This is a genomic window from Kitasatospora sp. NE20-6 (assembly GCF_045862635.1).
This window is the reverse complement of sequence record NZ_BPRL01000004.1, coordinates 65,257-86,974: the sequence shown is the minus strand read 5'-3', so window position 1 is coordinate 86,974 and position 21,718 is coordinate 65,257. Positions and strand designations below refer to the sequence as shown.

The following is a 21,718-nucleotide window of genomic DNA, read 5'->3' as shown; positions in this document are numbered from 1 at the left end:
CTACCCCTCGGCCCGGCGGCGCAGCGTCAGCAGCAGCACGGCCAGCGCCGTCAGCACCGCCGCCACCCGCAGCACGCCCGGCGCCGCCGCCCACAGCGCCTCGTTCATCGGCGCCCCCTCCGCCAGCGGCTCGCCCCAGCGGCCCGCGGTGCGGCCCCAGTACCAGACCGCCTCGGCGCCCAGCGCGGCCAGCGGGGTGCCCAGCACCACGAACTTGCGGACGGCGTCCGACAGCCGGCGCGACAGGTAGGCCGCGCCCCAGCCCAGCAGCATGACCAGCAGCTGCCCCGTCACCGCCCCGGCCAGCAGTGCCAGGGCCGCGAACAGCAGCAGCGGCGACGGCCGTCGCGGGGCCCGCACGGCGCCCGCCTTCGGGCCTGCGGCCTTCGCGTCCCCCGCCTTCGGGCCCGCGGCTCCCCCCGCCGGGCCGGACGCGGCCCGGCGGCCCCGACGGGCGCGGCCCCCGGTCGGCGCCGCGGGCAGCGCCTCGACGGGCGCGGGCTCCGGCTCCGCCCGCGGGGCGGGCACGGCCTCCGCCTGCGGCTCCTCCGGTTCGAACCGCACGTCCCAGCCGGGAAAGCCCTGCACCGGCGCGCCCGACCCGAAGGCCGGCCCTCCGGCGGACGGCCCGGACGGCCCGGACGGCCGCGGGGCAGGCGGTACGGGCGGCGCAGGCGGTACGGGCGGCGCCTGGCTGCCGGAGGCGTACACGCCCGCCCCGTCCCCGTGGTCGTCGTCGGCGGGCCTGCGGGGCGGCCCGAGCACCCGGGCCGGGCGTTCGATCCGCCACCACTCCCCGACGGGACCGCTCCCGCCGCCTCGCGCGCCCTCGCCGCCCGCGCCGTCCTCCGCCGTGCCTCCGGCCCCGCCGTCCGCCATCGCCCGCACCCCCTGCCCGCTCGGCCCGCCCCCGACCGTGCCGACGGTACCGACTCGTACCCCGTCCCGGCGAGAGGCGCCGCCGGGCCGGAACACCCGCGCCCGCGGCACCCGCGGCGCGCCCGCCACGCCCGGTGTCCCGCCCCGCGGCACCCTGCCGCGTCCCCGGCACTGGGCCGCGGTCACCCGGGCCGACTAACCTGGGTCGGATGACCACGCAGCAGAGCGGCGCCTCCCGTACGCGGACGACCGCACCCCGCACCCTCGCCGAGGAGCTCCGTGCCCGCAGCGACGAGGAGCTCGCCGGGCTGCTGCGGGCCAGGCCCGACCTGCTGAACCCCGTACCGGGCGACCTCACCCAGCTCTCCGCCCGGCTCTCCGGGCGCGCCTCCGCGCTGCGCGCCCTCGAACGCCTCGACCGCTTCACCCTCCAGGTCGCCGAGGCACTGGCCGCCGCGCCGGACGGCGGCCCCGACACCGTCGTCCGCAACCTGCTGACCGGCCCCGCCCGGGTCAGGCCGCACCCGCAGGCCGACCCCGTGGACCGGGCCGCCGTCACCGCCGCCCTGCCCGGCGCGCTCGCCGAACTGCGCAGCCGGGCCCTGCTCTGGGGCCCCGACCAGGCACTCCGGCTCGTCATCGCCGTCCGCGAGGCGCTCGCCCCGAGCGCCGCCAACCCGGGCCGCACCGGCCTCGGCCCGACCGTCGCCGACGCCACGACGGGCATGTCACCGGCCCGCCTGCAGGAGCTGCTCGCCGGGGCGGGCCTGCCCGCCACCCCCGACCCGGTGACCGCCGTCGCCGCCCTGGCCGGACTGTTCGAGGACCGCAAGCAGTGCACGGCACTGCTGGCCGGTGCCCCGGCGCCCGCCCTCGCCCTGCTCGACCGGCTCGTGTGGGGCCCGCCCACCGGCACGCTGCCCGACGCCGCCCGCCCCGTCACCGCCGACCAGGCGCGCACCCCGCTGGAGTGGCTGCTCGCCCGCGGGATGCTGCTGCCGTCCGGGCCGGGCTCCGTCGTGCTGCCCCGCGAGCTCGCCCTCCACCTGCGCGGCGGGCGCAGCCACCGCACGGTCGAGGCGGCCCCTCCCGCGATCACCCCCACCGCCGACCGGGATCCGGCCGTCGCCGACACCGCCGCGGCCGGCCAGGCGTACACCGCCGTCCGCACCGTCGAGGAGATCCTCGACGCCTGGGGCCTGCAGCCGCCGCCCACCCTGCGGGCCGGCGGGCTCGGCGTCCGCGACCTCAAGCGTGCCGCCCTCACCCTGGAATGCCCCGAGCCGACCGCCGCCTTCTGGCTGGAACTCGCCTACGCGGCCGGCCTGCTCGCCGCCGACGGCGAGGCGGACGAGCGGTGGGCCCCCACCCCCGCCTACGACACCTGGCTGCAGCAGCCGGTCGCCGAACGCTGGGCACGGCTCGCCACCGGCTGGCTCACCGCCACCCGCGTCGCCGGACTCGCCGGCACCCCCGACGGCAAGGGCAAGACCCGGGCCGCCCTCGGCCCCGAACTCGACCGCACCCTCGCCCCGGCCGTCCGCCGGGCGGTGCTGCAGCTCCTCGCCGGCCTGCCCGCCGGCGGCACCGCGACCGCCACCACGCTGCTGCCCGTGCTGCGCTGGCAGCGCCCGCTGCGCGGCGGGGCCAGCGCCGCCGACGGCCGCGACCTGCGCGACCACCTCACCGACTGGACCCTTCACGAGGCCGAGATGCTCGGGGTCACCGGCCGCGGCGCCCTCGCCGCCCCCGCCCGGGCCCTGCTGGACGGCAGGGATCCGGTGCCGCTGCTCGGACCGCTGCTCCCGAAGCCCCTCGACCACGTCATCCTGCAGCCCGACCTGACCGCCATCGCGCCGGGGCCGCTGCTCACCCCGCTCTCGCAGGCGCTCGCCCTGTGCGCGGACGTCGAGTCGAAGGGCGGGGCGACGGTCTACCGCTTCTCCGCGGAGTCCGTGCGGCGCGCCCTGGACGCCGGCCGCACCGCCGCCGACCTGCACGGGTTCCTCTCCCAGCACTCCCGCACCCCGGTGCCGCAGCCGCTCGCCTACCTGATCGACGACGTGGCCCGCCGGCACGGCGTGCTCCGGGTCGGTGCCGCCTCCTCGTACCTGCGGTGCGACGACCCGTCGCTGCTCAACGAGGTGCTCGCGGACCGCCGCGCCGTCGAGCTGCGGCTGCGCATGATCGCCCCGACCGTGCTCGCCGCGCAGGCCCCCCCGGAGACCCTGCTCGCCGTGCTGCGGACGATGGGGTACGCGCCGGCGGCGGAGTCCGCCGAGGGCGACGTGCTCGTCACCCGGCCGGACAGCCGGCGCACCCCGCCGCGCAGCGCCCCCGCGCCGGTGCCCGACGGGCCGCCGCGGCCCGACTCCGCCCTGCTCGGCGCGGCGGTCCGGGCGATCCGTGCGGGCGACCGCGCGGCGACCGCCGTCCGCCGGGAGACCGTGGCGGGCCCGGCGGCGACGAGGACGCAGACCGGTCCCGCCCGCACCGACCTGCGGCAGCTGCCGCGCACCGCGGCGGCGGACACCCTGGCGGCCCTGCAGACGGCGGTGCTGCTCGGCGAGCGGATGTGGATCGGCTTCGTCAACGCCGAGGGCATCGCCTCCCAGCGGGTGGTCGACCCGGTCAAGGTCGAGGGCGGGTTCGTCACCGCCTACGACCACCTGTCGGACGAGGTCCGGACGTTCGCCCTGCACCGGATCACCGGCGTCGCCGAGGTCGACGAACCGGCCTGAGGCCCGCCGCCCCGGGAGGGGACGGCGGGGCGGGCGGGTCAGTGGCCCTGGGCGGCCTTCGCGTCCTGGTCGGCCTTCTGCTGCTTGGCCTGCTCGACGAAGGTCTGCGGGTCCGGGATCTTGGGCTGCATGCCGGTCAGCAGCCCGGTGGTGGTGAAGGCGGCCGCACCGAGCAGCCCGCCGGGCTGCCCCATGTCGGCGACGGTGTCGAGACCGGGCTCCGCGGCGTGGGCCTGGCCGGCCCCGAGGGACGAGGCGAGGGCGGCTCCGGAGAGCGCGACGGCGGCGAGAAAGCGCTTGTTCATGAACAGCCCAACGAGCCGCCCGCCGTCCGGTCACCGCACGCCCCCCGAGTGCGGGACACTGGAAAGTCTGCGACACGACGTACCGGAGGCTTCCCGCGTGAACGACGGACCGCTCATCGTGCAGAGCGACAAGACGCTGCTGCTGGAGATCGACCATCCCCGGGCGGCGGACTGCCGGCGGGTGATCGCGCCGTTCGCCGAGCTGGAGCGCGCGCCCGAGCACGTGCACACCTACCGCGTCACCCCGCTCGGCCTGTGGAACGCCCGGGCGGCCGGCCACGACGCCGAGCAGGTCGTGGACGCCCTGGTGTCGTACTCGCGCTACCCGGTGCCGCACGCGCTGCTGGTGGACATCGCCGACACCATGGGCCGCTACGGGCGGCTGCAGCTCCAGAAGCACCCCGTCCACGGTCTGGTGCTCTCCAGCACCGACCGGCCGGTGCTGGAGGAGGTGCTGCGCTCCAAGAAGGTCGCCCCGCTGGTCGGCGCCCGCATCGACCCCGACACCGTGGTCGTGCACCCCTCGGAGCGCGGCCAGATCAAGCAGACCCTCCTCAAGCTCGGCTGGCCCGCCGAGGACCACGCCGGCTACGTGGACGGCGAGGCCCACCCGATCGAGCTGGACCAGAACGGCTGGGCCCTGCGCCCCTACCAGCAGCAGGCGGTGGAGGGCTTCTGGCACGGCGGCAGCGGCGTCGTGGTGCTGCCGTGCGGCGCCGGCAAGACGCTGGTCGGGGCCGCGGCCATGGCGGAGGCCAAGTCGACGACGCTGATCCTCGTCACCAACACCGTCTCGGCCCGGCAGTGGAAGCACGAGCTGGTGAAGCGCACCTCGCTGACCGAGGAGGAGATCGGCGAGTACAGCGGCACCCGCAAGGAGATCCGGCCGGTCACCATCGCGACGTACCAGGTGATGACCACCCGCCGGAAGGGCGTCTACCCGCACCTGGAGCTGTTCGACGCCCGCAACTGGGGCCTGGTCGTCTACGACGAGGTGCACCTGCTGCCCGCACCGGTCTTCAAGTTCACCGCCGACCTGCAGGCCCGGCGGCGGCTCGGCCTCACGGCGACCCTGGTCCGCGAGGACGGCCGCGAGGGCGACGTGTTCTCCCTGATCGGGCCCAAGCGCTTCGACGCCCCGTGGAAGGAGATCGAGGCGCAGGGCTACATCGCGCCCGCCGACTGTGTGGAGGTGCGGGTGACGCTCTCCGACTCGGAACGCCTGATGTACGCCACGGCGGAGGCCGAGGAGCGCTACCGGTTCTGCTCGACCACCGCGACCAAGCGACGGGTGGTGGAGGCCCTCGTCCGCAAGCACGAGAAGGACCAGACGCTGGTCATCGGCCAGTACATCGACCAGCTGGACGAGCTCGGCGAGGTGCTCGGCGCGCCGGTGATCAAGGGCGAGACGTCGAACGCCCAGCGGGAGAAGCTGTTCGAGGCGTTCCGCACCAAGGAGATCAGCGTGCTGGTGGTCTCCAAGGTGGCGAACTTCTCCATCGACCTGCCGGAGGCGACCGTCGCCATCCAGGTGTCCGGCACGTTCGGCTCCCGGCAGGAGGAGGCGCAGCGCCTCGGCCGGGTGCTGCGGCCCAAGTCGGACGGCCACATGGCGCACTTCTACTCGGTCGTCGCCCGTGACACCGTCGACCAGGACTTCGCGGCGCACCGGCAGCGCTTCCTCGCCGAGCAGGGCTACGCCTACCGGATCGTCGACGCGGACGACATCTGACGGGCGGTCCGGCGGGCAGGGTGCCCGGGGCCGGCGCGCGGTCCCGGTGGCCGGCGGCCGGCGCCCGATGGCAGGTGGCAGGTGGCCGGGGGCCGGGGCCTGGGGCCCGGTGGCTCAGGAGGCGACGCCGTCGCGTCCCAGGAGGACGACCCGGGCGGCGGTGTCGAGCATGATCCCGACGTTGCGGACGGCCCTCGCCACCGGGCTGCGGTGCCGGGGGCCCGCGGCGGTGCGCGGGGCGTCGGCGTGGGCTGCGGGTCGGGCTGCGGGGTGGTCCGGTGCGTTTCTCATGCGTTCCACGGTAAGGAGCCGGCCGCCGGCCGCACATCGGCCGGAGGTCGGCCGTGCGACCGCCCGGGCGTCGTCCTTCCGGCGGACCCCGACCCCGACGTCCTGCGGGTGACGCCCCCGAGAGCGGAGGCCCCGAGGGGCGCGGGCCAGCGGCGGAGCGCCTCCGCCGGCCGGATCCGGGCAGCCGCCGGGACGGGTGCGGACCGCAGCCCCGAGGCGTCCGGGACGGTCGGGGCGGGGCCCGGCCGACGGCTCACGGGCGGTCCGGGCGCCCGCCCCCATCCGGGTGGTGACGGCCCTGCCGCCCGCCGTCGGGCGGACCCCGGAGGCACCGCAGACACCGCAGGCACCGGGGCCCGCCCTCGGCAAAGCCTTCGCACGGTTCGCGGCCGATCGGCTATCATCGCCGGTCTGCCCCTCCCGAACCGTGGTGCCCCGTCGTGCGGCAGCCGGGGGAGGTCCGGCCGCTCGGCAACCGGCCGGTGTCCTTCTGCCGTGAGCTTTGACGATGAGTCCGCTGCCCCCGTACGGTCCCGTGCGGGCGGGGCAGCCGGGAAGGTTCGCCGTGCACTCCCCCACCACCCCCACCATCGGCACCGCCGCCACCGGTGCCGCCGGCGCCGCCGATCCGCTGCAGCGCGAGCGCGACCATCTGGCGTCCTCGCGCGCGGCGCTGCGTGCGATGCGCGAGGACGTCGAGTCGCTCGACCTGCGCGACGTCACCGGCACCTGGGTCTCCGCGGCGGTGCTGCAGCACCAGATCGAGCAGCGCATCCTCGCGCTCGCCGACCTGGCGCACACCCCGCTGTTCTTCGGCCGCCTCGACTACCTGCACGCGATCAGCGAGGAGCTGGCCGAGGGCGGCGCGGGCGAGCGGTTCTACATCGGGCGCCGGCACGTGCACGACGCGAGCGGCGACCCGATGGTGATCGACTGGCGGGCGCCGGTCTCGCAGCCGTTCTACCGGGCCAGCCGCAAGGACCCGCTGGACGTCGAGCGGCGCCGCCGTTTCGGTTACACGGGCGGTGAACTGACGGCGTACGAGGACGAGCACCTGTCGGACCCGGCGGAGACCGACACCCGGTCCGCACTGCTCGCGGCGGAGATCGAGAAGCCGCGCGTCGGCCCGATGCGCGACATCGTGGCCACCATCCAGCCCGAGCAGGACGAGATCGTGCGCGCCGACATCGGCGGCACGGTCTGCGTGCAGGGCGCCCCGGGCACCGGGAAGACCGCGGTCGGCCTGCACCGTGTCGCCTACCTGCTGTACGCGCACCGGGACAGGCTGGCCCGCACCGGCACGCTGGTGATCGGGCCGAACAGCTCGTTCCTGCAGTACATCGAGCAGGTGCTGCCGGCGCTCGGCGAGCTGGACGTCGCGCAGGCGACCGTCCAGCAGCTGGTGGCGCACGTGGAGGTGCGCGGCACGGACACCGCGGCGGCGGCGACGGTCAAGGGCGACGCCCGGATGGCCGAGGTGCTGCGGCGCGCGGTGCGGTCCGGCATCACGCTGCCGTCGGAGCCCTGCGTCGTCGTCCGGGGATCGCGGCGCTGGCGCGTCCCGGTGCACGAGCTGACGGAGATCATCGAGGAGCTGCGCGCCCGGGACGTCCGGTACGGCGCCGCCCGCGAGGCGCTGCCGCAGCGGATCGCCCACACGGTGCTGGTGAAGATGGAGCACGGCGGCGAGGCACCGGACGACCGTGTGCAGGACGCCGTGGCGCGCAACGCCGCGGTCAGGGCCGTGGTGAAGGAGTGCTGGCCGCCGGTCGACCCGGTGAAGCTGGTGCACCGGCTGCTGTCGGACGCGGAGTTCCTCGCGGCGTGCGCGGACGGCGTGCTGACGGCGGACGAGCAGGACGCGGTGCGGTGGGCGAAGCCGCCCCGGTCGCCGCGGACGGCGCCGTGGTCGGCGGCCGACGCGGTGCTCGTCGACGAGGCGGGCGACCTGGTGCAGCGGACCGCGTCGCTCGGCCACGTGGTGCTCGACGAGGCCCAGGACCTCTCGCCGATGCAGTACCGGGCGGTCGGCCGGCGGTGCTCGACCGGTTCGGCGACCGTCCTGGGCGACCTCGCGCAGGGGACGACGCCGTGGGCGACGGCGAGCTGGCCGGAGGCCCTGCACCACCTGGGCAAGCCGGGCGCGCACGTGGAGGAGCTGACGCAGGGCTTCCGGGTGCCGGAGGAGGTCATCGCGTACGCGTCGCGGCTGCTGCCGTCGATCGCACCGGGGCTGGCACCGGCCGGGTCGGTGCGCGACGCGCCGGGCTCGCTGGTGGTCCGGAAGGTCGACGACGACCTGCCGGGCGCCGTCGTGGCGGCGTGCCGCACCGCCCTGGACTTCGAGGGGTCGACCGGGCTGATCGCGGCGGACGACCGGATCCCGCTGCTCGCCGGGGCACTCGCCGCGGCCGGGCTGCCGTACCTCGACCCGGGCGCGGAGACGTCGGCCGAGGCCCGGCTGACCCTGGTGCCGGCCTCGCTGGCGAAGGGCCTGGAGTACGACTACGTGGTGCTCGACGAGCCCGCCGCGGTGGTGGCGGGCGAGCCCGACGAGCGGACCGGGCTGCGCCGCCTCTACGTGGCGCTCACCCGGGCGGTCTCCGGCCTGCAGGTGCTGCACGCGGAGCCGCTGCCGGCCCAGCTGGCCGACTGACGGCAGGCTGACGGCTGACTGACGGCTGACGGCTGACTGACGGCCGGACGCCGGGCGGCCGTCGGTCAGGCGCCGGTCAGGCGTCCAGCGTCCAGGCGCCGGTCAGGCGTCCAGGCGCTGGTCAGGCGTCGGCCAGGGCGCGCCAGGCCGCGACCTTGGCGGGGTCGACCGGCGTCGTCCAGCCGTCGACGCGGACGGCCCCGCCGATGTGGAACGCGTCGAAGCCGGCCGCGCGGAGCCCGGGCACGTGCTCGGCCCGCAGGCCGCCGCCGACCAGGATGCGCTGGCGGTAGCCGGGGTCGCCGGCCTTGGCGAGCTCGCCCTCCAGGACGCCCTGGCCCGCGTCGACGCCGGCCGGGGAGCCGGAGGTGAGGAAGGTGTCCAGGCCGGGGAGGTCGGCGACGGCCGCGCGGACTGCGGAGCGGTCGGCGCTGTGGTCGATGGCCCGGTGGAAGGTCCAGCGGCAGCCCGCCACCGCCTCGGCGACGGCGGTGGTGGCGGCCAGGTCGACCGCGCCGTCGGCGTCGAGGAATCCGAGGACGAACTCCTCGGCGCCCTCGGCCCGCAGGGCGGCGGTGCGGGCGAGCAGGTCGTCGAGGTCGCCGGGGGTGAAGCCGTCGCGGATGCGGAGCATCACCCGGAGCGGGAGGGCGACGGCGGCCCGGATGGCCGCGAAGTCGGCCACCGACGGGGTCAGCCCGTCGGCGGCCATGTCGGTGACCAGTTCCAGGCGGTCGGCGCCGCCGGACTCGGCGGCCAGGGCGTCCTGGGCGGTCAGCGCGATGACTTCCACAATTGGTCTAGACATATCGCTACCTTGCCACACGGGCCCGCCCCCCGGCGAGCCCCCTCCCCCGATCCGTCGGCCCGGCGCCGCAGGGGGCGACGGCCCGCCGGGAGCCGGCCGGCGACCGCGGCGCGCCGGCGGAGGCCGGGCGGCGGCCTCCTCCCGGCCGGCCTCGACCGGACCCCTGCCGGACCCTGCCGGACCCTGCCGGAGCAGTCGGCCGGGGGCCCCGCACGGGGTGCCGGTGCGCATCAGGACGGCCTGTGGGTCCACCGATCGGCGGAATCCCGGGTGCAGCAGAATGACCGTCATGACCGATGCCCTGCTCGACCGCTGGAACGCCCTGCTGGCCCGGTGCGGCGCCACCGCCGACCCGGAGCCGTACGGCCGCGACCTGCTGGCCCGCTGGGCCGAACCGCAGCGCCGCTACCACGCCGTCGGCCACCTGCGCGCGGTGCTCGACCACGTCGACGCGCTGGCCCCGCTCGCCGCCGACGCCGACGCGGTGCGGCTGGCCGCGTGGTTCCACGACGCGGTGTACCGGCCCGACCGGTCCGAGAACGAGGAGCGCAGCGCCCAGCTCGCCGTCCGCGCCCTGCGGGAGGCCGGGCTGGCGGAGGAGTCCGTCCAGGAGGTCGCCCGGCTGGTCCGCCTGACGGCCGGTCACGACTGCGCCGCGGGCGACCGCAACGGCGAGGTGCTGTGCGACGCCGACCTGGCGATCCTCGGGTCGGCCCCGGAGCGGTACGCGGCGTACGCGGCCGAGGTCCGCGAGGAGTACGCGTTCGTGCCGGAGGACGCCTTCCGGGCGGGCCGCGCCGCGATCCTGCGGCAGCTGCTGGCACTGCCGGCGCTCTACCGCACCGCGCAGGCCCGGGACCGCTTCGACGCGGCGGCCCGGACGAACCTGGCGTCCGAGCTCAGCCGTCTCGAAAGCTAGCCTTCCGGCGGCGCAGCCCGGCCGCGGTCAGCCGGGCCACCAGCTCCTTGGAGCCGACCGGCTCGGCGCCGAGCTCGACCGCGCGGTCGTACCAGGCCGCCGGGATGTCGTAGTGGTCGCGCTCGAAGCCCTTCGCGGGAGCGCCGAGCAGCACGGCGAAGGCGTGCAGCTCCTCGTAGCCCGTGTCGCTCACGAGGTGCGACCACAGCCTGCCGTGACCGGGCCAGGTCGGCGGGTCGATGAGGATCACGCGAGGTGCCCGACGGCGGCGACGGCCACGCCCTCCTTGCCGCACACCCAGTGCGGTTCGGGGCCGAGCTCGGGTTCGACGCCCAGCGCGTGCGGGTCGCCCCCGGCCGCGCAGGCCTCGCAGAGCGGCCAGCGGCCGTACGCCTCCAGCAGGGCGTCCTGCACGTCCTGGGCGACCAGCCCGAGGACGTACTCCGTGCCGTCGGGCCACTGCTCCAGCCACCACCGGCGGTGCGTGACGGCGTTCTCGACGAGCGAGACGACGGCGGCGTCGGCGACGTCGCGGGCGGTCAGGTCGGCGAGGATCAGCGCACGGGCGGCGTGCAGGGCGGCTTCGATCTCAGGGCTGGCCATCCCCCCATTGTCGCGCAGCCCGTCGCGGACCCGGGAGGCCCGGTGCCCGGCGGGGTGCGGCGGGCGGGAACGCCGCGAGGGCGGCCTCCCCGTGGGGAGACCGCCCTCGCGGGACGATCGGAACCGCTGATCCGCAGGGGATCAGAAGTCCATGTCACCGCCCGGCATGCCGCCGCCGGCGGCCGCGGAGGCCTTCTCCGGCTTGTCGGCGATGACGGCCTCGGTGGTGAGGAAGAGCGCCGCGATGGAGGCGGCGTTCTGCAGCGCGGAGCGGGTGACCTTGGCCGGGTCGATGATGCCCGCGGCGATGAGGTCGACGTACTCGTTGGTGGCGGCGTTCAGGCCGTGGCCGGCGGGGAGGTTGCGCACCTTCTCCACCACGACACCGCCTTCGAGGCCGGCGTTGGTCGCGATCTGCTTGATCGGGGCCTCCAGCGCGACCTTGACGATGTTGGCACCGGTGGCCTCGTCGCCCTCCAGCTCCAGCTTGTCGAAGACGACCGAGGCCTGGAGCAGCGCGACGCCGCCACCGGCGACGATGCCCTCCTCGACGGCGGCCTTCGCGTTGCGGACGGCGTCCTCGATGCGGTGCTTGCGCTCCTTGAGCTCGACCTCGGTCGCCGCGCCGGCCTTGATGACGGCGACGCCGCCGGCCAGCTTGGCGAGGCGCTCCTGGAGCTTCTCGCGGTCGTAGTCCGAGTCGCTGTTCTCGATCTCGGCGCGGATCTGGTTCACGCGGCCGGCGACCTGGTCGCTGTCGCCGCCACCGTCGACGATGGTCGTCTCGTCCTTGGTGATGACGACCTTGCGGGCGCTGCCCAGCAGGTCGAGACCGGCGTTCTCCAGCTTGAGGCCGACCTCCTCGGAGATGACGGTGCCACCGGTGAGGATGGCGATGTCGCCGAGCATGGCCTTGCGGCGGTCGCCGAAGCCCGGGGCCTTGACGGCGACGGACTTGAAGGTGCCGCGGATCTTGTTCACGACCAGGGTCGACAGCGCCTCGCCGTCGACGTCCTCGGCGATGATGACGAGCGGCTTGCCGCTCTGCATGACCTTCTCCAGCAGCGGGAGGAGGTCCTTGACCGAGCTGATCTTGGAGTTCGCGATGAGGATGTAGGGGTCCTCGAAGCTGGTCTCCATGCGCTCCAGGTCGGTGGCGAAGTACGCGGAGATGTAGCCCTTGTCGAAGCGCATGCCCTCGGTGAGCTCAAGCTCCAGACCGAAGGTGTTGCTCTCCTCGACGGTGATGACGCCTTCCTTGCCGACCTTGTCCATCGCCTCGGCGATGAGCTCGCCGATCTGGGTGTCGGCGGCGGAGATCGAGGCGGTGGAGGCGATCTGCTCCTTGGTCTCGACGTCCTTGGCCTGGGCCAGGAGCTGGTCGGAGACCGCGGTGACGGCCTTCTCGATGCCGCGCTTGAGGGCCATCGGGTTGGCGCCGGCGGCGACGTTGCGCAGGCCCTCGCGCACGAGCGCCTGGGCGAGCACGGTGGCGGTGGTGGTGCCGTCGCCCGCGACGTCGTCGGTCTTCTTGGCGACCTCCTTGACGAGCTCCGCGCCGATCTTCTCGTACGGGTCCTCGAGCTCGATCTCCTTGGCGATGGAGACACCGTCGTTGGTGATCGTGGGGGCGCCCCACTTCTTCTCCAGAACGACGTTGCGACCCTTGGGGCCGAGCGTGACCTTCACTGCGTCGGCAAGCTGGTTCATGCCGCGCTCAAGGCCGCGGCGAGCTTCCTCATCAAAGGCGATGATCTTGGCCATCAGAAGTGGTCCTCCGGGACACGGTCGACTGCTCGGACCAGAGGTGCCCGCGACGGACGGCCCTGTGAGCGGGGGTCCATTCCCCTACCGCTCGCCGGGGCCTCACCGACCCGGTCCGCTTGTCACTCTCATGCTGTGAGTGCTAACGCCAATAGTTAGCACTCTCGGATGGCGAGTGCAAGCCCGATCGCCGTGTCCGCCCGGATGATTCACCGCCCGCACCCCGTGCCCGGACACGTCGAAGGCCCGTACGACGGTGTCGTACGGGCCTTCGCGAAGACGAGGTGTGACCACCAGCTCGGGACGAGCCGAGGGCTCCGCAGGTCGCAGTGTCAGGCCGCAGCAGCACGGACCATGTCCGCCTGCGGCCCCTTCTGACCCTGGGAGATCTCGAACTCGACCCGCTGGCCCTCCTCGAGGGTGCGGTAGCCGTCCATCTGGATCGCGCTGTAGTGGACGAAGACGTCCGCACCACCGTCGACCGCGATGAAGCCGTAGCCCTTCTCCGCGTTGAACCACTTGACGGTGCCCTGAGCCATTCCGAACTCCCCTTGTGCTGTGCTGGCCATTCACGGGTCCGCAGGATGCGTTCCCAGGTCCGGTGGGCCGGCCCGAGGGAACCCCCCCTTGGGCACAGCCTGTACGCCGCAGACCACCGCACGAGCCCCCGCGGAGGGGGCCGACAGGCGGGTGAATGCGTCGACCGCGGCTGAATGTATCCGGACAGGAGCCCTGTGCAACAGAGCCAACTTCTGGGAATTCCCGCACCATCCCGGGGGATATCACGGGATGAAAGCGCCATATCTTCGCAATTCGCGCGGGACATAACGGGCGCAGCACGACATAACGCTGCAGGAATTCTGACACTTGCCTGACAGATTCGCCCTGGCGCCCTTCGTGCGGCGTCTCAGCGGGCGGACGGGGCCTGCGGCCCGCCCGGGCGCCCGGCGCCCGCAGCCCGGCCGGCGCGGCCGCGCGGGGAATTCCGGGTATTACGGCAGTTCAGGGGCGACGTCGCGGAGGGAGGCGCTGCCACGTTCGGCACTCTACTCCTCCCATGACCCGTCGAATTCCACCGGGCACGGCAGGAGCCGCCGCCGGTAACGGAAAAAGGCATTCCGTTCCCGGCGGCGGCTCCGGTGGTGCGTACGCGTCGCGGACGGCCCGGTGCGACCGGGGCCGTCCGCGTGGCGGGGCCTCAGCAGCCGCCGGCCACCGCGGGGATGATCGAGATGCTGGCGCCGTCCTTGATCTCCGTCTCCAGGCCCTCGGCGAAGCGCACGTCGTCGTCGTTCACGTAGACGTTGACGAAGCGGCGCAGCTTGCCGGCGTCGTCCAGGATGCGCGCGGCGATGCCGGCGTGGTTCTGCTCCAGGTCCGCGATGACGGCGGCCAGGGTGGTGCCCTCGGCGGTGACCTCGGCGGAGCCGCCGGTGTAGGTGCGCAGGATGGTCGGGATGCGGACGGTGGCGCTCATACGGTGCTCCTTGCGGACGTGGTGAGGGGGGCTCAGACGAGGCCGGCGGCGCGGAAGGACTCCAGCGTCGGGCGGATGGTGGCGGTGAGGCCGGAGTCGGCGACCGCGTCGAGGGTCTTCAGGCCGTCGCCGGTGTTGATGGCGACGGTCTCCTTCGACGGGTCGAGCTGCCCGGTCTCGACCAGCTTCTTGAGCACGCCGATCGTCACGCCGCCGGCGGTCTCGGCGAAGATGCCCTCGGTGCGTGCCAGGAGCTTGATGGCGGCCACCACCTCGGTGTCGGTGACGTCCTCGACGGTGCCGCCGGTGCGGCGGGCGATGTCGAGGACGTACGGGCCGTCGGCCGGGTTGCCGATCGCCAGCGACTTGGCGATGGTGTTCGGCTTGACCGGGCGGATCACGTCGTGGCCGGCCTTGAAGGCGGCGGAGACCGGGGAGCAGCCCTCGGCCTGGGCGCCGAAGATCTTGTAGGGACGGTCCTCGACCAGGCCGAGCTTGATCAGCTCCTGCAGGCCCTTGTCGATCTTGGTGAGCTGGGAGCCCGAGGCGATCGGGACGACCAGCTGCTCCGGGAGGCGCCAGCCGAGCTGCTCGCAGATCTCGAAGGCGAGCGTCTTGGAGCCCTCGCCGTAGTACGGGCGGAGGTTGACGTTCACGAAGCCCCAGCCCTCGCCGATCGGGTCGCCGATCAGCTCGGAGCAGAAGCGGTTCACGTCGTCGTAGTTGCCGTCGATGCCGACCAGGGCGCCGCCGTACACGCCGGCCATGACGATCTTGCCCTGCTCCAGGTCGTGCGGGATGAACACGCAGGACTTGAAGCCCGCCCGGGCGGCGGCCGCGCCGACCGCGCCGGCGAGGTTGCCGGTGGACGAGCAGGAGAGCGTGGTGAAGTCGAAGGCGCGGGCGGCCTCGATCGCGCAGGCGACGACGCGGTCCTTGAAGGAGTGCGTCGGGTTGCCGGAGTCGTCCTTGACGTGCAGCTGGGCGGTGAAGCCGAGCTCACGGCCGAGGTTGTCGGCCTTCACGAGGGGGGTCCAGCCGGGGTTCAGGTTGGGCTTGCCGGCGACGTCGGCGGGCACGGGGAGCAGCGGGGCGTAGCGCCAGATGCTGGCCGGGCCGGCCTCGATGGCCTTGCGGAGCTCCTCGGCGTCGTAGCCGTCGTAGTCGTACGCGATCTCCAGCGGACCGAAGCACTCCAGGCACGCGAAGCTCGGTCCGAGCGGGAAGCGGGTGCCGCACTCGCGACAGGACAGCGCGGCGGCGGGGCCGAGGTCAACGGTGGCAGGGGTAGCGGTAGCCATGGTGGCGGAGGCCTCTCTCCTCATCTTCCCCGTGACGCGGGCGCGCCACAGGACGGAATTGGCACCTGTCCCGCGGGGGCCTGTGACCGCCCTGCGAGAAGGTTGCCGGGACGTCGACGGGCCGTTCCCTCAGTCCCTCTGGATGAGCTCTGTGAAGTTGTCGGTCCTGCGCTGCGGCGACCCCGGCGTGCGAAGGCGCGACCGCAGTACGAAGACTGTAACCGAAGGCCTGCGGGCCGAGACCCCGCGTCCGATACGCGAGACGAGAAGTTACGAGGAGCGAGACCGTGACCGAGCTGCCCCGTCCCGACGTCCTCCCGGAGGTGGCGACCTGGCTGCGCCGCCGCTCCTGGGCGGCGGCCGATCGCCCGGTGGAGCTGCTGCTCGCCGCCAAACGGGCGGCGGGACGGGACGGGACGGTCAGCGTGGTCCTGCCCGCGCTGGACGAGGAACCGACCGTCGGCGAGATCGTGACCGCGATCCGCGAGGAGCTGATGGAGCGCCACCGGCTGGTCGACGAACTGGTGGTGGTCGACTCCGGCTCGGTCGACCGCACCGCGGAGACCGCCCGGGCCGCCGGCGCGCGGGTGGTGCACCGCGACGACATCCTGCCGGGGCTGCCCGCCGTCCACGGCAAGGGCGAGGTGCTCTGGCGGTCGCTGCTGGCGACGTCCGGCGCGATCGTCTGCTTCATCGACGCCGACCTGCGCGAGTTCGACCCGGCCTTCGTCTCGGGGATCGTCGGCCCGCTCCTCACCGATCCCGGCATCGAGCTGGTGAAGGCGATGTACGACCGGCCGCTGGAGACCGACGGCGCGGTCGTGCCGGCCGGCGGCGGCCGGGTCACCGAGCTGGTCGCCCGGCCGCTGCTGAACATGCACTGGCCGCAGCTGGCGGGCTTCGTGCAGCCGCTCGGCGGCGAGTACGCGGCGCGCCGCTCGCTGCTGGAGCGGCTGCCGTTCCCCACCGGGTACGGGGTGGAGCTGGGCCTGCTGGTCGACGCCCTGGGGACGGCCGGGCTGGACGCGCTGGCGCAGGTCGACGTCGGGGTGCGGCACCACCGCCACCAGGACGGACAGGCCCTCGGACGGATGGCCGCCACGATCTACCGCACCGCCCTGGACCGGCTCGACCGCGCGGACCGGCTGAAGGCGGCCGAGGACCTCGTGCACCCGCTGCTCACGCAGTTCACCCGTGACCCGGGCACCAGCGGCTTCACCGCGCACACCCACCCGGTGACGGCGCTGGAGCGGCCGCCGATGCGGACGGTCGCCGAGTACCGGGAGCGCTGAGCGGCCGGCGCGGCGACCCGGCCGGAACGCCGCCGAATGGTTTGCCGCCCCGGTCCGGCGGCAAGCTAGGGGATATGGCCGATCTCGCGTTCGAACCTCCGCAGCAGTCCGGCGCCGCCCCCGTCCTGGTGGCCTCGAACCGGGGCCCGGTGTCCTTCACCAGCGAGGACGACGGCACCCTGACCCTCCGCAGAGGCGGCGGCGGGCTGGTCTCGGGGCTGTCCGCGATCGACGACCCGTCCGCGGTGTGGGTGTGCGCCGCGCTCGGCGACGCCGACCGCACGGCCGCCCGGCAGGCACCGGACGGCCGGCTGGACCGCGCCGGGCACGACGTCGGCGGCCAGGCCGTCCGGATGCTGGACATCGAGCCCGGCACCTTCGCACGGGCCTACAACGGCATCGCCAACTCCACCCTCTGGTTCGTCCACCACCTGCTGTACGACACCCCGGTCAGCCCGGTCTTCGACGACCGCTTCCGCCGCGAGTGGGACTCCTACACGGCGTACAACACCGCCTTCGCCGAGGCGCTCGCCGCCGAGGCGGCCCCCGGCGCCGCCGTGCTCGTGCAGGACTACCACCTCTCGCTCGCCCCGGCGCAGCTCCGCCGGCTCCGCCCGGACCTGCGGATCGGGCACTTCTCGCACACCCCGTGGGCGCCGCCCGAGTACTACCGGCTGCTGCCCGACGACGTCGCCGCCGAGGTGCTCACCGGCATCCTGGGCGCCGACCGGGCCGGTTTCCTCACCGAGCGCTGGGCGCTCGCCTTCGCCGACTGCTGCGAGGCCGTGCTCGGGGCCACCGTCGACCGGGCGGCGCGCACGGTCACCCACGCCGGGCGCACCACGCACCTGGGCGTGCACGGGCTCGGCGCGGACGCCGACTTCCTGCGGGAGCGCGCGCACCGGCCGGACGTCGACGCCCGGCTCGCGGCGCTGCAGGAGGCCGTGGGCGACCGGCGGACGATCGTCCGGGTCGACCGCACCGAGCTCAGCAAGAACATCGTCCGCGGGCTGCTCGCCTACCGGCACCTGCTGCGCAGCCGTCCCGAGTGGCTGGACCGGGTCGTGCACGTCGCCTTCGCGTACCCGTCCCGGCACGACCTGCCGGAGTACCGCGAGTACACGGCGGCGGTGCAGCGGATCGCGCACGAGATCGACGACGAGTTCGCCACCGCCTCCTGGCAGCCGCTGATCCTGCACGTCAACGACGACTTCCCGCGGTCGCTGGCGGCCTACCGGCTCGCCGACGTCGCCCTGGTCAACCCGATCCGGGACGGCATGAACCTCGTCGCCAAGGAGATCCCCGTGGTCTCCGACCACGGCTGCGCGCTCGTGCTCTCCCGCGAGGCCGGCGCGTACGCCGAGCTCGCCGAGGACGCGCTCACGGTCAATCCCTACGACGTGATCGCCACCGCGGAGGCCCTGCACCAGGCGCTCACCATGCCCGCGGGGGAGCGCGCCGACCGCACCAAGCGGCTCGCCGCCGCGGCCACCGCGCTGCCCCCGCAGCAGTGGTTCCTGGACCAGCTCAACGCCCTGCGCTGAGCTCCCCGGCGAGCGCCTCCAGCAGCTCCACCAGGCCGGCCGGGCCCGCGACGACGACGTCGGCCCGGTCGGCCAGCTCGCGCACCGGCGCCTCGCCGGTGGTGGGACCGCTGCACACCAGCAGGCCCGGCAGGCCCTCGGTGCGGCGCTTCTCGACGGCTGCGTACGCGGCCAGGTCGCCGAGGTCGTCGCCCGCGTAGACCACGGTGCGGGCGGCGGGCCGCTCGGCGAGGAAGGCCGCCAGGGCGCCGCCCTTGTCGACGCCCGGCGGACGGAGTTCCAGCACGAAACGGCCCGGCTCGACCATCAGGCCGTGCTCGGCGGCGAGCGCGGCGAGCGGGGCGCGGAGCGCGTCCATGGCCTGCTGCGGCTCGGCGGTGCGGCGGGTGTGCACGGCCAGTGCGCGGCCCTTGTCCTCCGTCCAGGTTCCCCCGGGTGCGCCCTCGCGGGCGAGCACGGCGGGCAGCGCGGCCCGCACGGCGGCCACGCCGGGCGGCGGCTCGGGGGCGGTGAGCGCGCCGGTGCGGGCGTCCCACCGCTCGGCGCCGTACTGCCCGAGGACGGTCAGGTGCTCCAGGCCGGGCACGCCGGCGAAGCCGCCGTACTCGACGGCCAGCGCCGCGGGCCGGCCGGTGACCACGGCGACCGCGTCGACGAACGGCGCGAGCGCGGCGAGCGCGGCGGCCGCGGCGGGGTGGGCCCGGGCGGCGTCGGGGTCGGCGACGATCGGCGCGAGCGTGCCGTCGAAGTCGAAGGCCAGCACGGCCCCGCCGGGGTCGGCCCGCAGTGCCGCCAGACCGTCCCGGCCGGCCGGGGTGCTCGGTACGAGGTGCTCAGGAATGCCCATGCCTGGGACCGTACCCAGGCCCGGCGGCCGGACACCGTCAGCGCGCGGCGCGCCTGCGCTCGCGGATCCGGCGCAGCCGGTTGACCAGCACCGGGTCGGCGGCGAGCGCCTCGGGGCGGTCCAGCAGGGCGTTGAGCAGCTGGTAGTAGCGGGTCGCCGACAGGTCGAGCTCCGCGCGGACGGCGCGCTCCTTGGCACCGGCCGTCCGCCAGGGGCGGGCCTCCAGGGCGAGCACGGCCTGTTCGCGCTCGGTCAGCTCGGTCATCGCCACCTCCCCTTACGGGGTGTCATTGTGCCGTGCGGGTGCGACACACTCTGCCGCACCCGCCGGGGCGGCGCCGCGGTTAGCGTCGGGCCATGACCTTCGTCCTGCACGTCCCCGACGCCGGGCTGGAGCCCGAACCGCTCGACCCGGCGCAGATCGTCTCCGGCTCCCCCGAGGTGACCGGCCGCGTGCTGTGGACCTCCCCGGACGGCCGCGAGCTGCGCGGCCTGTGGCAGATCACCCCGGGCGTGGTGACCGACACCGAGGCGGACGAGATGTTCGTGGTGCTGAGCGGCCGGGCCACGATCGAGGTCGAGGGCGGCCCGACCCTGGAGGTCGGGCCCGGCGACGCCGCCGTCCTGCGGGCGGGCGACCGCACCACGTGGACGGTGCACGAGACGCTGCGCAAGGCGTACGCGCTGACGCTGTCCTGACCGGGTGGTGCCCGGCCCCGGCTCCGCGGCCCCGGCGACCCGGGGAGCCGGGGCCGGGAGTCAGCGGGAGCGCCCCGCCTCGGCGGCCGCGGCGGTCTGCAGGGCCGTGAGGGCCCCCGCGCCGTCGCTCTTCACGGCGCCGCCGATCTGCTGCTTGACCAGGCCGCTGACCTTGTCCCAGGACGGGTCGCCGTACGGGTAGAAGTTGGCGGTGGGCAGGGCGTTGAGGAACTCGGTGAGGTCCTTGTGCTTGCCGCTGCCGGTCATCTCGGCGCGGGTGTCCTGGGTGACCGGCAGCAGGTTGTACTGCTCGTCGAAGGCGAGCTGGTTGTCGGTGCGGTAGAGGAATCCGAGGAACTTCTTGATCTCGCTCCGGTGCCCGTTGGCCTTGAACGCCATGATCCAGTCGGCCACGCCGAAGGAGGCGGGCTTCACGGAGGCGTCGCGCCGCGGGACGGCGGCCGTGCCGTAGTCGATCCGGGCGGCGGTGGCCTTGCTGATCAGGCCGGGGTGGCCGTTGAGCATCGCGACCTTGCCGGCCGCGAAGTCGTTGAAGGCGGTCTTGCGGTCGGTGGTGGCCGGGTCCGCGTAGGTGAGGTGCCTGGCCACGAGGTTGGTGCGCAGCCAGGCGAACGTCGCCTGGTTCTGCGGGCTGTCGACGGTGTAGTTGCCCGCGTTGTCGGCGAGGGCGCCGCCGCCGCCCATCGTCCAGATCATGGACTCCGCCTGCGCCTCCTCGGGCCCGAGCGGCAGCGCGTACGGGGTCACGCCGGGCACCTTGGAGCGGATCAGCTCGGCGTCGCGCTTGAGCTCGTCCCAGGTGGTGGGCGGTCGGTCGATGCCGGCCTTCTCGAAGATCGTCCGGTTGTAGAAGAAGACGCGGGTCGAGGCGACGAACGGGATGCCGTACTGGCTGCCCAGCACCTGGCCGGCCCGGGCGAAGGCGTCGATCATGCCGGCCTGGGTGTCGATGGAGAGCACGTCGGTGGCGGGGTAGAGCCGGTCGGCGGCGACCTGGTCGGCGAAGCCGCCGGTCTGCACGAGGTCGGGGGGGTGTCCGCCGGCGACGAGGGAGGCGACCCGCTTGTCGATGTCGTTCCAGGTCTGGAGGTCGATCTGGACCTTGATGCCGGGGTTGGCCTCCTCGAAGCGGTGGACGACGTCGTCCCAGAAGTGGGCGGTGCTCGTCTCCTCGCTGTCGCCGTAGTCGGCGGCGACGAGACGGAGGGTGATGTCGCCGCCGGAGCCGCTGCCGAACGCGCCGCAGCCGGCGATGAGGGCGACTGCGAGGGCGGGCAGGAGGACGCGCCGGGCGGCGCGGAACGCATGCGTGCGAGTGAGGGTGTTCACGCGGGGACCGCCTTCGGGAGGGGAAGCGCCGCCACCCTCCCAAGCACCCGTGCAAGTGGTCCAGACCTGTCCGCACGGTAGTTATCGAAGTGTCAGATCTCGTTGCACCGGCTGCAATCGGATCGGGACGAATCGGGACACGCCCCACGCGGGTTCGGGCGGCGGCCACCGCGGCGCCCGCTCCCGTGAAGACCTGCGCCACCTCCGCGACCGGCCCGGCGCCCCGCCCGCTCGCACGCCCGTACACCCGATCGACCGATCGCCCGACCGCGAGGAGCCCCGCGGCGACGGCGCGACGGTGACCGGCCCCGGCGACCCCCGGCCGCCCCGCAGCAGCCCCGACCGCCCCGCCCGGCCGGCACATCGACCCGCCCGTCCGTGCTCGACCCGGGCCCCGACGGGGAAGGAGACAGACGACGGACACGGGAGGAGCAATCCGGCACGGATCACCCCGGAAGGGACGAACCTCACCAGTTCTGGACCAGACCAATCAAGTAACTGGACTAGACC

At 74.6% G+C, this 21,718-nt stretch carries 20 protein-coding genes and 1 riboswitch; of the genes, 7 read left to right on the top strand and 13 right to left on the bottom strand.

The window, feature by feature from the left end; translation table 11 throughout:
* The gene (locus tag SNE206_RS04655; RefSeq protein WP_407912054.1) at positions 1-879 is read right to left on the bottom strand and encodes a hypothetical protein; all 879 of its coding nucleotides are present in this window, start codon (positions 877-879) and stop codon (positions 1-3) included.
* Positions 880-1,088: 209 nt separating this feature from the next.
* Between SNE206_RS04655 and SNE206_RS04650 the strand changes: the two genes are divergently transcribed.
* Positions 1,089-3,620 carry a helicase-associated domain-containing protein gene (locus SNE206_RS04650; protein WP_407912053.1) on the top strand — a complete coding sequence of 844 codons (2,532 nt, stop codon included), beginning with the start codon at positions 1,089-1,091 and terminating at the stop codon, positions 3,618-3,620.
* 38 nt (positions 3,621-3,658) lie between these two features.
* Here the strand turns inward: SNE206_RS04650 and SNE206_RS04645 are convergent, their stop codons facing one another.
* Positions 3,659-3,925, bottom strand: a complete 267-nt coding sequence (locus tag SNE206_RS04645) for a hypothetical protein (protein WP_407912051.1) — start codon at positions 3,923-3,925, stop codon at positions 3,659-3,661.
* Between the two features lie 97 nt (positions 3,926-4,022).
* Between SNE206_RS04645 and SNE206_RS04640 the strand changes: the two genes are divergently transcribed.
* Positions 4,023-5,657: a DNA repair helicase XPB gene (locus SNE206_RS04640; RefSeq protein WP_407912050.1), complete on the top strand. Its 1,635-nt coding sequence runs from the start codon at positions 4,023-4,025 to the stop codon at positions 5,655-5,657.
* 114 nt (positions 5,658-5,771) lie between these two features.
* Here SNE206_RS04640 and SNE206_RS04635 read toward each other — a convergent pair whose 3' ends face one another.
* Complete coding sequence (locus tag SNE206_RS04635) at positions 5,772-5,948, bottom strand: hypothetical protein (RefSeq protein WP_407912049.1); 177 nt, start codon at positions 5,946-5,948, stop codon at positions 5,772-5,774.
* A gap of 508 nt (positions 5,949-6,456) precedes the next feature.
* On the opposite strand from SNE206_RS04635, the gene SNE206_RS04630 reads away from it, so the two are divergent.
* Positions 6,457-8,604 (top strand): HelD family protein, encoded by a 2,148-nt coding sequence (locus tag SNE206_RS04630; protein WP_407912048.1) that lies wholly within the window; start codon positions 6,457-6,459, stop codon positions 8,602-8,604.
* A 121-nt stretch (positions 8,605-8,725) separates the two neighbouring features.
* On the opposite strand, the gene SNE206_RS04625 is transcribed toward SNE206_RS04630, so the two are convergent.
* Positions 8,726-9,412, bottom strand: a complete 687-nt coding sequence (locus SNE206_RS04625) for a copper homeostasis protein CutC (protein ID WP_407912047.1) — start codon at positions 9,410-9,412, stop codon at positions 8,726-8,728.
* A gap of 289 nt (positions 9,413-9,701) precedes the next feature.
* Between SNE206_RS04625 and SNE206_RS04620 the strand changes: the two genes are divergently transcribed.
* The gene (locus SNE206_RS04620; protein ID WP_407912046.1) at positions 9,702-10,331 is read left to right on the top strand and encodes a hypothetical protein; all 630 of its coding nucleotides are present in this window, start codon (positions 9,702-9,704) and stop codon (positions 10,329-10,331) included.
* On the opposite strand, the gene SNE206_RS04615 is transcribed toward SNE206_RS04620, so the two are convergent.
* From SNE206_RS04615 to thrC, 6 genes are all read right to left on the bottom strand, one after another.
* Entirely contained in the window at positions 10,312-10,581 is a 270-nt protein-coding gene (locus tag SNE206_RS04615) for a DUF4031 domain-containing protein (protein ID WP_407912045.1), read from the bottom strand. The genes SNE206_RS04620 and SNE206_RS04615 overlap by 20 nt on opposite strands.
* Complete coding sequence (locus SNE206_RS04610; protein ID WP_407912044.1) at positions 10,578-10,934, bottom strand: hypothetical protein; 357 nt, start codon at positions 10,932-10,934, stop codon at positions 10,578-10,580. Before SNE206_RS04610 ends, SNE206_RS04615 begins: the two co-directional genes overlap by 4 nt.
* A 141-nt stretch (positions 10,935-11,075) precedes the next feature.
* Positions 11,076-12,698: a chaperonin GroEL gene (gene groL, locus SNE206_RS04605; protein WP_407912043.1), complete on the bottom strand. Its 1,623-nt coding sequence runs from the start codon at positions 12,696-12,698 to the stop codon at positions 11,076-11,078.
* A gap of 332 nt (positions 12,699-13,030) precedes the next feature.
* Positions 13,031-13,237: a cold-shock protein gene (locus tag SNE206_RS04600; RefSeq protein WP_100888966.1), complete on the bottom strand. Its 207-nt coding sequence runs from the start codon at positions 13,235-13,237 to the stop codon at positions 13,031-13,033.
* A gap of 659 nt (positions 13,238-13,896) precedes the next feature.
* Complete coding sequence (locus SNE206_RS04595; RefSeq protein WP_407912042.1) at positions 13,897-14,175, bottom strand: MoaD/ThiS family protein; 279 nt, start codon at positions 14,173-14,175, stop codon at positions 13,897-13,899.
* 32 nt (positions 14,176-14,207) lie between these two features.
* Positions 14,208-15,476: a threonine synthase gene (thrC, locus tag SNE206_RS04590; RefSeq protein ID WP_407912041.1), complete on the bottom strand. Its 1,269-nt coding sequence runs from the start codon at positions 15,474-15,476 to the stop codon at positions 14,208-14,210.
* Between the two features lie 17 nt (positions 15,477-15,493).
* A riboswitch (SAM riboswitch) is annotated at positions 15,494-15,625 on the bottom strand.
* Positions 15,626-15,763: 138 nt separating this feature from the next.
* Between thrC and SNE206_RS04585 the strand changes: the two genes are divergently transcribed.
* A complete protein-coding gene (locus SNE206_RS04585; RefSeq protein ID WP_407912040.1) occupies positions 15,764-16,768 on the top strand; it encodes a glucosyl-3-phosphoglycerate synthase in 1,005 nt (334 codons plus the stop codon).
* Between the two features lie 74 nt (positions 16,769-16,842).
* Positions 16,843-18,312, top strand: a complete 1,470-nt coding sequence (locus SNE206_RS04580; protein ID WP_407912039.1) for a trehalose-6-phosphate synthase — start codon at positions 16,843-16,845, stop codon at positions 18,310-18,312.
* On the opposite strand, the gene otsB is transcribed toward SNE206_RS04580, so the two are convergent.
* Both otsB and SNE206_RS04570 read right to left on the bottom strand, forming a co-directional pair.
* Entirely contained in the window at positions 18,296-19,159 is an 864-nt protein-coding gene (otsB, locus tag SNE206_RS04575) for a trehalose-phosphatase (RefSeq protein WP_407912038.1), read from the bottom strand. The two genes, SNE206_RS04580 and otsB, sit on opposite strands and share 17 nt — an antisense overlap.
* 37 nt (positions 19,160-19,196) lie before the next feature.
* Positions 19,197-19,424, bottom strand: a complete 228-nt coding sequence (locus SNE206_RS04570; protein ID WP_407912037.1) for a DUF3263 domain-containing protein — start codon at positions 19,422-19,424, stop codon at positions 19,197-19,199.
* Between the two features lie 92 nt (positions 19,425-19,516).
* Here SNE206_RS04570 and SNE206_RS04565 point away from each other — a divergent pair, with 92 nt between their 5' ends.
* Positions 19,517-19,858: a cupin domain-containing protein gene (locus SNE206_RS04565; protein WP_407912036.1), complete on the top strand. Its 342-nt coding sequence runs from the start codon at positions 19,517-19,519 to the stop codon at positions 19,856-19,858.
* 60 nt (positions 19,859-19,918) lie between these two features.
* Here the strand turns inward: SNE206_RS04565 and SNE206_RS04560 are convergent, their stop codons facing one another.
* Entirely contained in the window at positions 19,919-21,208 is a 1,290-nt protein-coding gene (locus SNE206_RS04560; RefSeq protein ID WP_407912035.1) for an extracellular solute-binding protein, read from the bottom strand.
* Positions 21,209-21,718: the final 510 nt, after the last annotated feature.

Excerpts from the sequence above, each read along its gene's own strand:
- SNE206_RS04655 (WP_407912054.1), bottom strand. The coding sequence starts at position 879 with ATGGCGGACGGCGGGGCCGGAGGCACGGCGGAGGACGGCGCGGGCGGC.
- SNE206_RS04650 (WP_407912053.1), top strand. The coding sequence starts at position 1,089 with ATGACCACGCAGCAGAGCGGCGCCTCCCGTACGCGGACGACCGCACCC.
- SNE206_RS04645 (WP_407912051.1), bottom strand. The coding sequence starts at position 3,925 with ATGAACAAGCGCTTTCTCGCCGCCGTCGCGCTCTCCGGAGCCGCCCTC.
- SNE206_RS04635 (WP_407912049.1), bottom strand. The coding sequence starts at position 5,948 with ATGAGAAACGCACCGGACCACCCCGCAGCCCGACCCGCAGCCCACGCC.
- SNE206_RS04630 (WP_407912048.1), top strand. The coding sequence starts at position 6,457 with ATGAGTCCGCTGCCCCCGTACGGTCCCGTGCGGGCGGGGCAGCCGGGA.
- SNE206_RS04625 (WP_407912047.1), bottom strand. The coding sequence starts at position 9,412 with ATGTCTAGACCAATTGTGGAAGTCATCGCGCTGACCGCCCAGGACGCC.
- SNE206_RS04620 (WP_407912046.1), top strand. The coding sequence starts at position 9,702 with ATGACCGATGCCCTGCTCGACCGCTGGAACGCCCTGCTGGCCCGGTGC.
- SNE206_RS04610 (WP_407912044.1), bottom strand. The coding sequence starts at position 10,934 with ATGGCCAGCCCTGAGATCGAAGCCGCCCTGCACGCCGCCCGTGCGCTG.
- groL (WP_407912043.1), bottom strand. The coding sequence starts at position 12,698 with ATGGCCAAGATCATCGCCTTTGATGAGGAAGCTCGCCGCGGCCTTGAG.
- SNE206_RS04600 (WP_100888966.1), bottom strand. The coding sequence starts at position 13,237 with ATGGCTCAGGGCACCGTCAAGTGGTTCAACGCGGAGAAGGGCTACGGC.
- SNE206_RS04595 (WP_407912042.1), bottom strand. The coding sequence starts at position 14,175 with ATGAGCGCCACCGTCCGCATCCCGACCATCCTGCGCACCTACACCGGC.
- thrC (WP_407912041.1), bottom strand. The coding sequence starts at position 15,476 with ATGGCTACCGCTACCCCTGCCACCGTTGACCTCGGCCCCGCCGCCGCG.
- SNE206_RS04580 (WP_407912039.1), top strand. The coding sequence starts at position 16,843 with ATGGCCGATCTCGCGTTCGAACCTCCGCAGCAGTCCGGCGCCGCCCCC.
- otsB (WP_407912038.1), bottom strand. The coding sequence starts at position 19,159 with ATGGGCATTCCTGAGCACCTCGTACCGAGCACCCCGGCCGGCCGGGAC.
- SNE206_RS04570 (WP_407912037.1), bottom strand. The coding sequence starts at position 19,424 with ATGACCGAGCTGACCGAGCGCGAACAGGCCGTGCTCGCCCTGGAGGCC.
- SNE206_RS04565 (WP_407912036.1), top strand. The coding sequence starts at position 19,517 with ATGACCTTCGTCCTGCACGTCCCCGACGCCGGGCTGGAGCCCGAACCG.